A 15,846-nucleotide genomic window follows, 5' to 3' on the forward strand; every position below is an offset into this window, starting at 1 on the left:
GTTTCTTCGGAGTTTTTTCTTTCTTTCGCGCTTTTTTTTTTTTTTTCTTTTTGGTTGTTTTTTTTTGGTTTTTTTTCTTTTGGGTGGCCCGCCCGGCCCCCCCCCCCCCGAAGCCGACACGGTCGGTAGTCATCCACTGATGGCTGAGGCGGCGGGTCGGCTCGGCAAGGCCGACCCGTCGACTCGCCGCATCGCAAGGTCGCGCCAGTCGTTTGGGGAACAGGTGGCCGTCGCCACGACCGGCCGAGGTCGGCAGGATGTGGCGGTGGAATCGGAAGGTCCAACTTGATCAGTGAAGCGGCCGGCTCGGCATCCCGACTCGGCCTCTCGGAGCGCGTCGGCTCGGCACGACCGGCCGGTGCGTCCGAAGCCGATCGGTGCCCGCGGATGGTCGTCCCCCACGGGCGGCCATCCCATTCGCCGAGGTGAATGCCGACGTGCCTCTTCGGAGTGTCGCCCGCCCTCGCTCGGCCGCGGTGCCCTAGTCCCGACTAGGGTGAGCGGTGCAAGGCTGGCGCCTCGGCGCCAGCCGCCGCGCGATTGTCGCGGGCGTGAGCATTTTCCGGTCTCAACTCGTTAAGATCAAAGTTACTGCAGTACAAATCGGACAAAAGACTCAGTAGGAGACAGTGGGATGCTTAGTGCCGCCATTTCGACCGCCGAGATTTCGGGCGCCATGCCTGCTGACCGTCGCAGGGCGGGGGTCGTCATCTCGACCGCCATGCTCGCCGGTCTCTCCTGGGTAACCTCCACCGCTTGCACCGCCGGCAACTGCATCTCGGTTGCCGCCGTCGATGGCGGCGTTCTGGTCCGCGACACCAAGAACCCCGACGCCGCGGTCCTGGCCTACACGAATGAGGAGTGGAACGACTTCCTGCAGGGTGTCACCAGCGGTGACTTCGAAAGCCTGACCGCCTGACCGACGTCAGACAGGGCATACCGGCTCCGCTTGTGTGCCCTGCGGCATTGCCGCTCTCTGGGCCGGTGTGACGTCTCGGCCGACGGCCCGGCACAGGTGGTCCGCCCAGACCTTCTCGTCCAAGGGCACCGTGACCAAGCCCGCCCGCCCCCGCACCTCGATCGCGTCCGGGTGCACCGCCGCCCAGCTGACCGGCAGGTCGATCGCTGCGAACAGCGCGTCGTGCCGCAGGCTCCACACGTCGATCTGGGAGCTCGTGCGGATCGCCACGCGGTCCGGGCCGGCGAATCCCGCCACCTTGGTGAACGCGCTCAACGCGCTGTCCGTGCCGGTCGGGTAAGGCCCGTGCGTCCGGCGCCGGCCCGCGATGTCCCACACCTGCAGCGAACCCTCCCCGCCGAGCACGGCCAGCGACCGGCCGTCCGGGCTCGCCCGCATGTCCCGGATGCCCGCGGGCTGCGCCGTCGGCAGGGTGGCCAGGTGTTGCCCGGTGGAGACGTTCCAGATCTCGGCGTCGCGGCCGGCCTCGACCACGATCTCGTCGGAGCCGGGCCGGGAGGCGCAGCTGTGTGCCTCGAAGAGCCGGTCGATCGCGACGCCGGGGCGGTCTAGCCGCAACGGGTTGCCGCGCACGGCGCCGGTGATCAGGTCTAGTCGGGTGATCACGCCGCCGAGGACCAGGGCCGCGGTGCCGGCGGGGGGCACATCGGCGATGCAGAGGTCGTACGCCGGGCCGAAGAAGACCGTGGTGCCGGCCCGTTGCGGCACCGCGCGCCCGGGGAACGGCAGGCGGGCGATCTCGCGCAGCGAGGGTAGTTCGCGCACGATCAGCTCGCGCCTGGTCTCGTTGCCGGAGAGCAACCGCCGGCCGTCCGGTGCGATCCACAGCGGCCGCTCGTCCGCCGCGGTGGTGCCGAGCTCGACGTTGCGCTCCGCGTCCCACAGCCTGATCCGGTCCTTCCAGTCCGTGGTGACCAGCGGCTGTGTGCGGCTCTGCACGATGCTGCCGAGCGGGTCGAACGGGTCCCAGGCGGATTCGAACGCGGTGTGCCGCACCGTGAAGACACTCGAGCCCTGGATGCCGACCAGACCGGTCGGTGTGGCCAGCGGATTGGTCGTGCGGGAGGTGATCGGCACGGTCACCTTGGCCGTGGCGCCGGTGCGCAGGTCGATCACGGGACTCATCCGCCGGTCGTCGCGCGACCCGCCCTCGGTGATCCCGAACATCACCAGGAAGTGTCCGTCGTGGTCGATGACGTCGTTCATGACGGACGGGCAGAAGGTGTCGCCCGGCCTCTTCCAGGTCGCGCCGCGGCGCATCGCGACCAGGTCGAAGACGATCGGGCCGCGGACGTCGCAGGTGACCAAGGTGGTGCCGGAGCCGGACAGCCCGGCCGACTCCGGGCGTCCGGCGGTGTCGATGTCGGTCGCCGGGCCGCTCGGCAGGCGCCAGCGTTGCAGTTTGTCGCCGTTGGCCAGGATCAGGCTGTCCGCGCCGTCGCCGGGGTCCGGTCCGAAGCCCAGCACCGGCGCCGCGAAGGAGGCCAGGTTCTGCACGCCGGTCGGCACCCCGATCGGTGTGCCGCGCGCGACGTCCCACACGCGCACCCGGTCGCGGGGTGTTCGCAGCATGGCGAGCAGGCGACGCCCGGCGGCGTCGAAGCGGAGCACGGCGGCCGGCTCGACGCCGTCCTCGCCGGCGAAGAGCGTCCGGACGGTGCCGTCCGCGGCGTGCACGTCGATCCGGCCGCGGGCGCCCGAGTACGCGATCAGCCGCCCGTCCCCGCTGACCACCGCCCGTTTCGTGCCGGCCGGCAGCGGCTGTGGCACGGCGCCGGGCCGATCCGTACGCCAGAAGGAAGCCCGCTCCCGGCCGACCGCGACCAGCACACCGCCGTCGGCGCTCGCCGAGGCCTGCAGGATCTCGCCCACGCCGGCGTCGTCCAGCCGGACCACCCGGCGATTCCGCAGGTATTCCGCGGCCAGGTGGGCGCCGGTCGCCGCCGCCGGATCGGCCCGCCACGCCGCGACGGCATAAAGGGCCGCCGTCGCCGGGTCGCGCAGGGCCAGCTCGCGGGATTGCGCGACGAGCAACCGGCCCGCGTTCACCCGCAACTGCTCGGAGAGGTCGCGGGAGCGGCTGCGGAAGGCCACCGCGAATGTCCCGGCGATCAGCAGCAGCACCACGATCGCCGCGAACGTGCCACGCCAGGCGTACCGGCGTCGTCTCTGTTGTCCGCGGCTCGCCGCGATGAAGGCCGCCTCGGCGGTGGTGATGTCGTGCGGGTGATCGCGCCGCCAGCGCAGCGCCGCGGCCAGCCGATCGCCGCGCAACGGTTCCGCGCGCCGCATGCTCACCCGCAGGTCCTCCTGCCAGGCCCGGAAGTCGTGCTCGTCGGCGAGCCAGCCGCGCAGCCGCTCCCAGTGCTGGGCGAGCGCGGCGTGCGCGAGGTCGATGGTCGGCTCACCGCCCTCGTCCGCGCCGGTCACCACGAGCCGCGCGGTGGCGAGTTCACCGGCGACGGGCAGCAGAGCCGGATCAAGATCACTACTTCTCGCCGTACGCCGGACGAACCCGTCGTGAGCCGGCCGCACGAGCTGGGTCAGCAGCCGGCGGGCCAGGACCCGCTGATCGTCGTCGAGGTCCTCCTTCCAGACCTGCTCGGCATAGGAGGCGAGCGCCCCGGCCACGCCGCCGAATCCGTCGTAGGCCGCATGCGTCAGCAGCCCGTCGCGCTGCTCGTCCCACAGCCGGGTGAGCGCGAACTGGATCAGCGGCAAGGTGGCGGGCGACTCGGCGCCGGCCTCCGCGATCCGTTCCACCAGGCCGGGTTCGAAGGCGATCCCGCTGCGCGCGACCGGTGACTCGATGGCCTCGCGCAACTCCTCGGGCCGCATCGGCGGCACCAGGAACACGCCGTCCTCCAGGCCGAGCTCGGCGGCGGCGGTGTCCAGCGTGTCGGTCCGCAGCGTCACCACCACGTGTGCCCCGGTGCGTGTCGCCACCTGCACCAGCAACGCCGCCAGGTCGCCGCCCAGTTGCTCCTCGAACTGATCCACCGCCACCAGCACCCGCTCGCCGCCGAGGTCGGCGACGAGTTCGGGGAGCCGCCCGGCCTCCACCGCGGACGCCAGCTCCGCCCGGGCGGTCAGCGCCTCGGCCGGCCCGAGACCGGGTCGCAGCGCGGACAACAGCGCACCGGCCAGGACGGTCGCGGCCGGCACGCCGCGCGCGGGCCGCACCGGGACGATCGTCCAGCCCCGTTCGCGCAGCCGGGGGATCAGGCCGGCGTTCAGCAGCGACGACTTGCCACAGCCGGACCGGCCGGCCACGGCGACCATCCGGCGCCGCCCGACCAGCTGGGCGAGCACCCCGGCGGCCTCGGAGCGTCCGAAGTAGAGGTCCACGTCCGACTCACGGAACGCGCTCAGCCCGCGGAACGGACTGGGCAGGTCCGGTCCGGGCGCCGGCCCGGAAGGCGCCGCGGGGCGCTCGGCGACCAGCTCGATCAGCGCGGCGGCGAAAGCGGCCGCGTGCGCCGCCGCACGGGGCTGCCAGCCGGCTCGGTCCGAGTCGCGCTTGGCGCCGTCGGCGAGATCGCTGATCCCGCGGATCAGCACGGTGCGGTAGAAGTCCAGCCGGTGCGCGGCCTCGGCCACCCCGGCGCTCTCCATGTCCAGCGCCACCGCGTCGCCGTAGTGCCGGGCGATCAGGGCGGCATGCGGTGAGCTGCGCGAGTCGAGCACGATGTCGCCGGAGACGATCGGGCTGAAGTGCACCCGCGGCGGGGACTCGACCCACCGGCCGCCCAGCGCGACCTCCCGGGCGGCCTGCTCCAGCTGGTGGGAGAGCGGCCAGCCGCGGGATCGGGGGCGGAACTCGTCGTCGCTCTCCCGCCCGCCCTGGAAGGTCGAGACCCGAGTGGCGACCACCACGTCGCCCAGCCCCACGTCGCCGGTCAGGCCGCCGGCCACGCCGTACGCCACGAGCACCGCCGGGTCGAAGTCGGCGATCGCCCGGCCGGTCAGCGCCGCGGCGGTCAGGTTGCCCATGCCCATCAGCGCGAGTGCGACCCGGGCCGGGCCGAGCCGCCCGATCTCGTAGCGGGTGCCGGCCGTGTCGACGTGCGTCTGGACGTCGGTGAGGTGCGCGCGGAAGGCGGCGTGCTCGAGTGGCAGCGCGGTGAGGACGACGGCGGTCACGCGGGCGTCCACTTTGCGCACTACCCTCCATTGTGTCGACCGTGGTCGATGTTGCTCCTCAGCATCGCAGGGTACAGAAGTCGTGCCCTTCCGTGTCGATAGAGCGCGGCCGGGCGGCCGGTGGCGGCGCCGCGACGCTCGCCGGTGGCCTCCACGAAGCCGGCCGTGCCGAGCACCTTGCGGCTGAAGTTGCGCGGGTCGAGCGGCAGCCCCCACACCGCCTCGTAGACCTGCCGCAGCTCGGCGATGGTGAACGGGTCGGGACAGAACGCGGTGGCCAGCGTGGTGTCCTCGAGCATCCGCCGGGCCCGCTCGACGCCGTCCGCCAGGATCCGCTCGTGGTCGAAGGCGAGGTTCTTGGGCACGTCCTCGATGCCCAGCCAGCCGGCCTCGCGCGCGTCGCTGCCGGCCACCGGCGCCGGCAGGTCGGGCGCGATCGCGAGGAAGGCGACGGTGACCACCCGGCCGCGCGGATCGCGGTCCGGCGCGCCGTACGCCGACAGTTGCTCGAGATGCAGCCGGCCGCCGACGCCGGTCTCCTCACCGAGCTCGCGGCGGGCGGCGTCGACCAGATCCTCGTCCGGGCGCAGAAAGCCGCCGGGCAGGGCGGGACGGCCGCGGAACGGCTCGTTGCCGCGCTCCACCAGCAGCACGTGCAGGCGTCCCTCGCGGATGGTCAGGATCACCAGGTCGACGGTGACCCGGAGGGTGGCGTGCGGCTCGCGGGCTCGGCTCATGGCCCGAGCATATCTAAATGTCACCTTGACACAAAGCCCGGCCTCGCCTTACTGTCAGTGCGACACAAACTTGCGCAAGGAATTGACATGTGTCGATCACAGCAACTCCAACCGGCAGCAAGGGAAGAGTCATGAAACTTCACCTGTTCCGCTGGATCGCGCTGGTCGCAGCGTTGTTCGGCACGATCGCGATGGCCGCCCCGGCCTCCGCCGCCACCTACCGGTTCCCGCCGGGCACGTTGAGCCCGCAGTTCCGGGACGGCGACTGCGTCTATCGCATCTGGTACGGCAACTTCGGCAACACGCCGTTCGCCAAGGTGCGCATGTACACCAACGCGTGCTCGATGCCGCTGGTCCGGGTCGGCGGCCAGCGCGGCTCGACGGTCACCTGGTATGCGAACTACAGCGAGTCGACGAACCGCGACAGCTGTGGCGCCTACCGCGAGCGGCAGGCCACCGGCACCGGCACACCGGCCATCGGCGTGGCCCTCAGAGCACAGTTCTGGGGCACCGGGAACAACTACTACTTCTGGCACGACCACGGCAACCCGGTCCGTCCGTACCGCTACTGCTGATCGCAAGACCGACGGGCCGGCGCGGCGGGGCGCCGGCCCGTCACGCGCGCCTGCTCATCAGTGCTGTTCCTGCTCCTGCTCGACCTGCTGGTTCCACTCGCGCTTGCTGGTCTGCCAGCCGTCCTCGTTCATGCCCCGGCGCCAGTAGCCGGAGATGGACAGCTGGTCCAGCGGGATCTTGCGCTCCACCCGGAAATAGGCCCGCAGGTCCTTCACGAAGTTCGCCTCACCGTGCACGAACGCGTGCAGCCGGCCCTCGGGAAACTCCAGGCCACGCACCGCGGCGATCAGCGGCTCGCCCACCGGGCGGTCGCCGCGGTGCAGCCAGGTGATCTCGGCGTCCGCGGAGGTCTCCAGCTTCTGCTCCTCGGTGGCGTCCGCCACCTCGATGAACGCGTGCACCCGGGCGCCCGCGGGCAGGGCGTCGAGAGCGGCGCCGATGGCCGGCAGCGCGCTCTCGTCACCGGCCAGCAGGTGCCAGTCGGCGGCCTGGTCGGGGGCGTATCCGCCGCCCGGACCCATGAACCGGAACGGGTCGCCGGGCTTGGCCGCCGCCGCCCACGGGCCCGCGATGCCGGCCTCGCCGTGCACCACGAAGTCGATCCACATCTCCGGCACCTCGGGCACCCACTTGCGGATCGTGTAGGTGCGCACCACCGGCCACTGCTCGCGCGGCAGCGACTCGCGGATCGCGGCCTGGTCGAACGGCTCCGGATAGGTCACCCCGCGCGGCGGGAACAGCACCTTCACGTAGTGATCGGTGTATTCGCCGCAGGCCAGGCCATCGAGATCGGCGCCGCCGACCACCACCCGGACCATGTGCGGGGTGAGCTGCTCGACGCGCGTGACCTCGGCGATCTTCGCCTTGCGCACAGGCCGTTCCGCCATGTCACCACATCCCCACTCGTCACCAGTGATCCCTGCCGCGGGTAAGGCTACCCTTAGCCGCGGATTCGCTCAGGTGACGCTCGCCTCCGCCGATGAGACGTCGTGCGCATGGGACAGCGGCCGGGCCTGACCGGGCCGGCCGGGCTCATCGGCCTCGGCCTGCTCAGCGGCCTGCCGGTGTTCCTGCTCGACGGCGCCGCGGGGGCGGTGTTCGCCCTGCTGGCCAGCACCTCCCTCGCCTTCGGCGGAGCGGTGAGCTGCGCGGTCGCCGCCCGGCGCTGCCATGGTCACGCGCGCGCCGGCTGGGCGTTGCTCGCCCTCGCCTGCCTTTCCTGGGGTACGGGCAACGCGTACTGGTCGCACAACGAGCTGATCCGGCACGCCGAGGTGCTCTTCCCGTCCCTGGCCGACATCGGCTTCATCATCTTCCCGCTGGCCGGCGGCGCCGGACTGTGGCTGATCTCGGGCCGGTCCGCGCTCGGGTCGCGGACCACCTCGCTGCTCGACGGGCTGATCGTCGTCACGGCGCTGTTCATCGGCTCGTGGGGCTTGACGCTGCGGGCCGTCTGGGACGCGGGCGGCGACACCGTCATCGCGTTTCTGGTCTCCCTGGCGTACCCCATCGGCGATCTTGTCCTGGCCACCATGGCCGTGCTGCTGGCCGCCCGCACGCAACGCGGCAATCGCACCGTGGTCGGCCTGCTGATCGGCGGGCTGCTCGGGATGACCCTGTCGGACGTGCTGTTCGCGCTGGCCACGGCGGATGGCACCTACGTCTCGGGCGCCGCCTCGGACGCCGGCTGGGTGATCGCATTCGCGGCGTTCGCGATGGCCGGCTGGACCTCCGCGCGCTGCCCGGCCGTCGCGGCGGCCCGCACCGAGACCGTCCGGCTCACCGGCCCGCGTCGCTGGCAGCTCGTCCTGCCCTACGTGCCGTTCGGCATCGCCGCGGTGATCTGCGTCGGGCAGGTGCTGGCCGGACGCCCGATGGACGGCGCACAGTCGGTCGCGCTGCTGTTCGGCGTCGGGCTGGTGCTGGCCCGGCAGCTGGTCACGCTGATCCGGAACTCGACGCTCACCGAGCAGTTACGCCACCAGGCCTATCACGACTCGCTGACCGGCCTGGCGAACCGCGAGCTCTTCGGCGCACAGCTCGACCAGTTGCTCGCCGCGGGCAGCCGCCCCATCGTTCTCTATCTGGACCTGGACGACTTCAAGCTGGTCAACGACAACCTCGGCCACGACGCCGGCGACGACCTGCTGCGCGGCGTGGCCGACCGGCTCCGGGCCACCTTCCCGGCCGCGGTGGTGATCGCCCGGCTCGGCGGCGACGAGTTCGCGGTGCTGACCCGGCACGGCAGCGACCCGGCCGGCGAGGCCGAACGCATGCTGGCCGGTCTGCGGCAGCCGTTCCTGGTGGGCCCGCACACGGTCGCGGTCACCGGCAGCGCCGGCGCGGTGGTGGCCGGCCCCGGCTCCACGGCCGAGGACCTGCGCAAGCACGTCGACCTGGCGATGTATGCCGCGAAGGGCCGCGGGAAGAACGCCTGCGCGGTGTTCGAGCCGGACATGCGGGAGACGTTCGACGCCGAGATGGAGCTGCGCGAGGAACTGGGTGCGGCACTGCGCGACCAGGCGCTGCGGGTGGTTTATCAACCGATCGTCGACCTGCGCGACGGCCGGGTGACGGGCCTGGAGGCGCTGGCGCGCTGGACCCATCCGGTACGCGGTGAGATCTCCCCGGTCACGTTCATCCCGGTGGCCGAGCGGGCCGCGATGATCGCCGAGATCGGCCAGTTCGTGCTGACCCGGGCGTGCGCGGAATTCGCCGCCTGGGAGGGCGCGGCGGCCGGCGGCTATCTGTCGGTCAACGTCTCCCCACTGCAACTGCTCGACCCGGCCTTCGCCGACCGGGTGGTCGCCACCGTCGTCGGTCACGGCCTGTCGCCGGGCCGGCTGGTCCTGGAGATCACCGAGGAGGCGCTGGCCGACGAGAGCTACGTGATCCCCGCGCTGCGCCGGCTGCGAGCGACCGGCGTCCGGATCGCCATCGACGACTTCGGCACGGGCTATTCGTCCCTGCGCTACCTGCACCGCTTCCCGGCCGACATCGTCAAGATCGACCGAAGCTACATCGCGGACATCGGCGCCGACCGGGCCGGCGGCCAGCTGGTGGAGACCTTGTGGCAGCTGTTCTCGGCTCTGGGGCTGCTGGCGGTCGCCGAAGGGGTCGAGGAACCGGAGCAGGCGCAGCGCCTGGTGGAGATGGGGTGCCCGTTGGCGCAGGGGTTCCTCTTCGGTCGCCCGGCTCCGATCCAGGATCTGCCCGTCCCGGTCGCGGACCCGGCGCTGGCGGGCCGGGGTTTGCGCTGAGCACGTCTACGCATCGCCCGTCGTCCGGTTGCCGGGTCAGGCCGGCTGGTGCAGGGCGGCGGTGAGTTTGCGCATCGCGGAGGCCGCGCTCTCGCTCACCGTCGGGCCCAGCACCGCCAGGCTCGACATCAGCGCGGCCACCTCGGGCAGGTCGAAGTCGATCGTGATCGCGGCGCGGGCCGGGCGCAGCGACACTCCGCCGCCACGGCCCCGGTGCGCTTCGAGGGGAACGCCGCTGAGGCGCAGCCGTTCCACGTCGCGGGCCACCGTGCGGGGCGTCACCCCGAGGTCGGCGGCCAGCGGGGCCAGCTGGAGACGCTCGCCGTGTGCCGCATGCAGGCGTTCGATCAGGGCCTGCTGTCGTTCGACCCGCCGCAGCGCGAGATGCCCCTCGGTCATGAAGTCGATCGTAAAGGCGACATCGGCCTGTCCGGTTCGGCTCCTACGGTGGATCACATGAGCACAGTCGACGAGTTCTTCGATCAGTATCAGGCGGCCCTGCTGGCCCGCGACGAGAAGGCCGTGAGCAGGCTCTATGCGGTGCCGTCGCTGATCCTATTCCCGGGCAACGCGATCGCGGTGAGCGACGCGAAGCAGACCGAGGAGTTCTTCGCGTCGTCCTGGGATCAATACGTGGGCGTGACCGCCGTGGACCGCAAGATCAGCATCATGGGCGCCGCCCCGGCCACGGTCTGGGCCGACGTCACCTGGACCTATGACGGCGAACCCCGCGAGCGCTTCTGCTATCAGCTCGTCGAGGGCCCGGCCGGCTTCCAGATCGCGGTCCTCACCCCACTGGCGATGTGAGCGCGGCGGCCCACCCGGCTGCGACCTGCGCCTTTGCTCCTCCAAGACAAGCGAGAGGCCCGGCTCCGCGAGGCTGCGGAACCGGGCCTTTCCTAGTGCTCAAACCGGCCGATCAACCATCACCAGTCGGTGAAGTCGCTCTGGGTCTGGGCGTTGAAGCGGTTGGTGCGGAGATCCTTGGCCGGATCGGTCTTGGCGTCGGTCAGCTCCAGCACGTCCAGACCTTTCTGGATGTCGCTGGAGTAGATGTAGCCGTTGTACCAATAGGCCGACCAGGAACCGCCGGTCAGGCGCTGGGTCGCGCTCAGCGGGCCGCGCTCCCAGTAGGCGATCTCCTTGGGGTTGCGGGCGTTGGTGAAGTCCCACACCGAGATGCCGCCCTGGTACCAGGCCTGCACCATGATGTCGCGGCCGGGCACCGGGATCAGCGAGCCGTTGTGCGCCACGCAGTTCTCCGTCGCCGTGTTGATCCGCGGGATCTTGAAGTAACTGCGGAACTTCAGCTGGCGCTTGTCGCCGGAGCCGACGATCGCGTAGACCGCGTCGGCGCCGTGCTCGGGCGAGATGCCCTCGACGCACTCGGCGCCGCCGCCGCCGCCCAGTTCGTCCGTGAAGACGACCTTGGTGGCGTCGTTGTTGAAGGTGGCCGAGTGCCAGAACGCGAAGTTCTCGGTGTCCCGGACCGTGGTGATCACCTTGGGGTTGGTGCGGTCCGAGATGTCGAACAGAGCGCCGTCACCCATGCAGGCGCCGGCCGCGAGGTCCTTCTCCGGGTATGCCGTGATGTCGTGGCAGCCGGTGGTCTCCGACGTGCCGTTGCCGGACGGGTTGCCACCCTCGGGGAACAGGATCGGGGTGGACACCACGCGAGCGGCCGACGGGTCGTTCAGCGGCACCTTGATGATCGAGATCTTGTCGTGCGGCAGGGCGCAGTTCGGGACGCTCTGCCCCGACAGGTTGTACGACGACACGTAGACGTAGACCGAGCGGTCGCCGTCCTTGCCGGGCACCAGCGTCTGGGTGTGCGAACCGCAGTCGGTCTTCACCGCGGCCACGTATTGCGGGCTGGTCGGGTTGGAGATGTCGAAGATCTTGACGCCCTCCCAGCGGGCGTCCGCGGGCGCGTCGGCCGGAACCCCGGTGCTGCTGCAGGAGTTGTCCGAGCGCTGCGAGTCGGTGCCCAGGAAGAGCAGCTTGCCGTGCACCGAGATGTCGTTCTGTGAGCCCGGGCAGACCACGACGGCGGCGACCGTCGGCTGCTTCGGACGGGCGATGTCATAAACGGTGAAGCCGTTGTAGTTACCGCCGAACGCGTAACGTCCCTGGAACGCCCAGTCGCTGTTCAACGCGCTGGTCGTGTTGAACGGCGCCTGCTTGGGGATGTTCGCGGCCTGAGTCAGATTGGGGCTGCTGGCGATCTCGTCGACACCGGGTGGGGTGTCGGCGGCCTGTGCTGCGCTCAGCGGCGCGACCAACAGGCTCAACAGGACGGTCGCCGTGCTGAGAACCGCCAGTCGCTTGAGCTGCCGCCCTCGTGAGGCAGAGTGCATGATGGGCATCCTTCCGGCTCCGAAAGCGCACCGGCGGGCGTTGGTTTGGCGGAACTGACGCCGGTGGCAGTGACCTTCGTCGTTACGATAGTGCTCGATACCCAGTTTCTGTACAGGATTGAGGGACGCAATGGATCGGCGGCGCGTGTGGACACTCGCGGCAGTGGCGGTCGTGCTGGTGGCGACGGCCGGCGGGGTCCTGGCGGCGCGCGCCGGTGACGACCGGTCGGCCAGCGCCGTGCGACCGGGGGCGTCGGCGAGCGGTCCGCCGGTCGCCGTGCTGCAGCCCGGCCGGCCCGGCGAGTCGGCCGGGGTGACCGACTCCAACCAGGTCGCACCGCTCGAGGCGGACACCTACAACGCGGTCGACACCACCTTTGTGCAGATGATGATCGAGCACCACCGGCAGGCCATCCGGATGGCCGACCTGGCGCCGCAGCGAGCCGGCAACACCCAGCTCAAGTCCCTGGCCGAGCGGATCAGCGCGGCGCAGAAGGTGGAGATCGGGGTGCTGGAGTCCTGGCTGACCGAGCGCAAGCTGCCGGCGAGTGATCCGTCTCACGATCACGCGACGATGCCGGGCATGCAGACCGAGGCGGCGATCACCGCGCTGGCCGCGGCCTCCGGCGCCGACTTCGACAAGCGCTTCGTGAGCATGATGACCGCGCATCACCAGGGCGCCCGTGTGATGGCCGGCGACGTGCTGAAGGGCGGCTCCGACCAGCGGATGAACGAGATCGCCAACGAGATGGCGGTCGAGCAGGCGGTGGAGATCCGGCGGATGGCCGACCTGGACGTGAGATAGCTCAAGGTGCGACCCGCAACCGTCGTCGATAGCTTCAAAGGGTGGATTCAGTTGTCATCATCTGGTTGCTGCTCATCCTGATGGCCGTGGTGGCCCTGGCCGGGCTCGCCCTGCCACGGCACGTGCGCCGGCCCCGCCAGGTCGCCGCCTGGCTCACCGCCGGCCCGCGACGCCGGCGTGCGGATGCGGCCCGCCGGGCTGCCCAGCTCGCCGAGCAGGCTCGATATGCCGACGAGGTCGCGGTGGCCGCGCGCGGCGCCGCCAGCACGGTCGAGTGGCACCAGGCCGAGTGCGCGCGGGCTCAGGAGCGGGTGGCCGAGACCTGGCGGTCCTATCAGGCCGCCGACGAGGCGCTGACCAGGGTGCGGCGGGCGAGCGCGTTCGCCGGGCTGGAGCGGGTCGATCCCGAGGACCGCGAGCGCGCGCTGCGGCGCTCGGCTCAGGCCGCCCATCGGCGCGGCGACCTCTCCGACACGCAGCTGCTCGACGCGCTGACCCACCGCCACGGCTGGGACCCCGGCCTGCACCCGGTCGACCAGGAGCTGATGATCGCCAAGGCGGTCGTGCGGCACCACGCCAAGCTGCACGACCGCGCGCTCGACGCGGAGGCCGAGGCGTGGCGGGCGGCCGGCGTGGCCACCGCGGCGCTGCGCGCCATGCGGCAGGAGCTGGTCGCGGCGCAGCACCCGGTGGCACCGGCCCGGTCGGTGCCGGTCGAGCTGCAGGAGACCGTGGTCATCCGCCGCCCGGCGAGCACTCAGCCCGCTTGAGGTCCGACCGGCATCGGATAATCGCCCATCGGCAGCGGTGAGTTGCCGGAGTCGCGGGACATTCCGCCCTCGACCATCTCCGCGCCGAAGGTGCCGATGATCGCCGACGCCAGTGAGCTGTAGTAATCCGGGAAGATGGTGTTGAAGCACAGGTCGTGCAGCACCGAGTCCTGCCACTGCTCGAGCGGCACCGGCGCGCCGCCGCCGTCGGGCACCACGGCGGTCGGCACCAGACCGAAGATGCGCTCCGGGGTGATCTCGGTGGTGCCGGTGTTCATCAGCTCGTCGATCGACTGCCGGGACAGCGATGCGGCGGTGGCGGCCGCCTCCGCGCCGCGCGGGCCGGACTGCGAGATCAGCGTGTCGTCGCCGCCGACCCGCATCTGCAGGCTGCCGTCCGAGCTCTGCACGGTGAGCCCGATCTTGTTGAAGTAGTCGTGCGCCGCGCCCGCCGCGCCCTGCGCCTGCGCATTGTTCAGCATCCGCAGATAGGCCTGGTAGTTCGCCTCGCGGTCGGCATCGTCCACTCCGGTCACTCCGGAGCCGGCCACCCGGCCCTCGCGGTCGGCGCGCTCCTGCGCGGTCTGCGGGTCGATCGCGGTCCGGCCGGTCTCGCGGTCCTCGCGGTTGGTCACGCCCTCGGTCGGCGTGCTGCCATAGAGGGCGCGGCCGGCGACGCCGCCCTGCCGCGCGGCGGTCATCCGGGCCATCACGTCCGGGTCGGGCTGGCCACGCCGGACGATCGCCCAGTCGGTGCCGGGAATCATCATGGTGGCGTCGTTCAGGTATTCCAGCCACCACTGCATGACCAGCGTCTTGTTGACCAGGTGGCCGGCCGCGAACGAGTCCTGCAGGAAGTGGTCGCCGTAGCCGTTCTTGAGGATCGCCTGCCGCGCGTGCTCCTCGGCGCCACGCGGGATGTCGCGCAGCGGCGCGGTCTCGCTGCGGCTGGCGAAGTGTGCGCGGGCCTCCTCGGCTGCCTCGTTGTGGTATTGCTCCCAGCGATGCCAGCTGAACGGCGCGAAGTGGCAGGCGTTGCGGGTGAGCAGACCGGCATAGCGGTTGGTGCCCAAGTCGGCGGTGGCCTCGTCGAGTGCCTTGACCTCGCCGCCGGCCTCGGTGACGAACTCCATCCAGTGGGTCGCCATGCCCTCCATCGACCGCCCGCGCAGGCCGAAGTTGGCGCCCGCGCTGGCCCGGATGCCGCTGCGCATCTTCTGCAGCACCGGCACCAGTTCCTCGCGGGTCATGGTGTCCGCCGCGGACGGGTCGGGCAGGTAGTCGGCCATCGCGTTGAGCTCGCCGTTGCTGACCCAGAGGCCGCTGCCCGCCAGCTGCACCCAGCGCACGTCCGGGAAGCGGCCGCGCGGGTCGCCGCCCGGGTCGGTGCTGAAGAACATCATCCGTTCCCACAGGTCGGCGAGCACGTGACCGCGGGCCTGCGCGCTGACCGTGGCGTCGCCGAGCTGGGCCGGCGGGGTGTCGCCGAGCATCGTGTGCTCCCACGACGAGTGCCGGTGGATCCGGAGAACGCCGGCCGAGGACGGGGAGACGGCCCCGGCGACCGGTTGGCCGCGGTTGGCGGACATCAGGTCGCCCATCGCGTACGCCTGGCGCTCCTCGGGATCGTGCACGTTGCTCACCGACAGTCCCGCCGCGGCCGGCACACTGGGCTGCTGCATGGTGTGGGTGAGCTCGTGGGTGAGCACGTTGTATCCGGACTTGCTGCCCGGGTTGAACTGCCCGCTGCCGAAGAAGATGTCCTGCCCGACGGTGAACGCGTGCGCGTTGAGCTCGGTGGCCATCGACGCGGCGTGGCTGTCGGTGTGCACCCGCACGTCGCCGAGCGAGCGGCCGAAGCCGGTCTCCGCCTCGCCCCGCACGTTGCTGGGCAACGGACTGCCGCCGCCGAGCCGGCTGCGCAGCCGGTCCTCGAGCGGGTTGTCGGCGACCGCCCGGGCCACCATCTGATTGCCGCCGTGCTCCTGCGCGTGCAGCATCAGATGAGTGATGTCGGACTTTTCTGATTTAGGCGAGGAAATAGCGGGAGTCGGCTCGACCGACGGCTCGACAGCCCGCTCACGCTCCATGGCATAGGTGTATACGCGTGATGCAAGGGCGGATCAATGCGGGCGCGGGCCGGACATCAGCGCCAGTCCATTGATCAGGGCCTCCGCCTGCCGCCGGGCCAGGTCAAACGGATCCGCGGGTTCCCAGGA

At 71.2% G+C, this 15,846-nt stretch carries 12 protein-coding genes; 6 read left to right on the forward strand and 6 right to left on the reverse strand.

The genetic code is table 11. From position 1 onward, the window contains the following. Positions 1-634: 634 nt before the first annotated feature. Complete coding sequence (locus ACZ6TI_RS08635) at positions 635-919, forward strand: DUF397 domain-containing protein (RefSeq protein WP_465344386.1); 285 nt, start codon at positions 635-637, stop codon at positions 917-919. Between the two features lie 6 nt (positions 920-925). On the opposite strand, the gene ACZ6TI_RS08640 is transcribed toward ACZ6TI_RS08635, so the two are convergent. Both ACZ6TI_RS08640 and ACZ6TI_RS08645 read right to left on the reverse strand, forming a co-directional pair. Then, positions 926-5,143 carry an nSTAND1 domain-containing NTPase gene (locus ACZ6TI_RS08640; protein WP_465344387.1) on the reverse strand — a complete coding sequence of 1,406 codons (4,218 nt, stop codon included), beginning with the start codon at positions 5,141-5,143 and terminating at the stop codon, positions 926-928. After that, on the reverse strand, positions 5,143-5,859 hold the full coding sequence (locus tag ACZ6TI_RS08645) for an NUDIX hydrolase (protein WP_465344388.1): 717 nt from the start codon (positions 5,857-5,859) through the stop codon (positions 5,143-5,145). The genes ACZ6TI_RS08640 and ACZ6TI_RS08645 overlap by 1 nt, the downstream gene beginning before the upstream one ends. 131 nt (positions 5,860-5,990) lie before the next feature. Between ACZ6TI_RS08645 and ACZ6TI_RS08650 the strand changes: the two genes are divergently transcribed. Continuing rightward, positions 5,991-6,434 (forward strand): hypothetical protein, encoded by a 444-nt coding sequence (locus ACZ6TI_RS08650; RefSeq protein WP_465344389.1) that lies wholly within the window; start codon positions 5,991-5,993, stop codon positions 6,432-6,434. 57 nt (positions 6,435-6,491) lie between these two features. Here ACZ6TI_RS08650 and ACZ6TI_RS08655 read toward each other — a convergent pair whose 3' ends face one another. Further along, on the reverse strand, positions 6,492-7,322 hold the full coding sequence (locus ACZ6TI_RS08655) for a siderophore-interacting protein (protein ID WP_465344390.1): 831 nt from the start codon (positions 7,320-7,322) through the stop codon (positions 6,492-6,494). Between the two features lie 108 nt (positions 7,323-7,430). Here ACZ6TI_RS08655 and ACZ6TI_RS08660 point away from each other — a divergent pair, with 108 nt between their 5' ends. Next, positions 7,431-9,695 (forward strand): putative bifunctional diguanylate cyclase/phosphodiesterase, encoded by a 2,265-nt coding sequence (locus ACZ6TI_RS08660; protein WP_465344977.1) that lies wholly within the window; start codon positions 7,431-7,433, stop codon positions 9,693-9,695. Positions 9,696-9,731: 36 nt separating this feature from the next. Here the strand turns inward: ACZ6TI_RS08660 and ACZ6TI_RS08665 are convergent, their stop codons facing one another. Beyond that, on the reverse strand, positions 9,732-10,094 hold the full coding sequence (locus ACZ6TI_RS08665) for a helix-turn-helix transcriptional regulator (protein ID WP_465344391.1): 363 nt from the start codon (positions 10,092-10,094) through the stop codon (positions 9,732-9,734). Positions 10,095-10,151: 57 nt separating this feature from the next. Here ACZ6TI_RS08665 and ACZ6TI_RS08670 point away from each other — a divergent pair, with 57 nt between their 5' ends. Further along, entirely contained in the window at positions 10,152-10,502 is a 351-nt protein-coding gene (locus ACZ6TI_RS08670) for a nuclear transport factor 2 family protein (RefSeq protein WP_465344392.1), read from the forward strand. Positions 10,503-10,621: 119 nt separating this feature from the next. Here ACZ6TI_RS08670 and ACZ6TI_RS08675 read toward each other — a convergent pair whose 3' ends face one another. Beyond that, entirely contained in the window at positions 10,622-12,052 is a 1,431-nt protein-coding gene (locus ACZ6TI_RS08675; protein ID WP_465344393.1) for an LVIVD repeat-containing protein, read from the reverse strand. 163 nt (positions 12,053-12,215) lie between these two features. Between ACZ6TI_RS08675 and ACZ6TI_RS08680 the strand changes: the two genes are divergently transcribed. Then, positions 12,216-12,857: a DUF305 domain-containing protein gene (locus ACZ6TI_RS08680; protein WP_465344394.1), complete on the forward strand. Its 642-nt coding sequence runs from the start codon at positions 12,216-12,218 to the stop codon at positions 12,855-12,857. Positions 12,858-12,898: 41 nt separating this feature from the next. Next, on the forward strand, positions 12,899-13,627 hold the full coding sequence (locus tag ACZ6TI_RS08685; protein ID WP_465344395.1) for a hypothetical protein: 729 nt from the start codon (positions 12,899-12,901) through the stop codon (positions 13,625-13,627). Here the strand turns inward: ACZ6TI_RS08685 and ACZ6TI_RS08690 are convergent. Then, complete coding sequence (locus ACZ6TI_RS08690) at positions 13,615-15,627, reverse strand: eCIS core domain-containing protein (protein WP_465344396.1); 2,013 nt, start codon at positions 15,625-15,627, stop codon at positions 13,615-13,617. The two genes, ACZ6TI_RS08685 and ACZ6TI_RS08690, sit on opposite strands and share 13 nt — an antisense overlap. Positions 15,628-15,846 lie beyond the last annotated feature (219 nt).

This window comes from Actinoplanes sp. NPDC051388 (genome assembly GCF_055586225.1).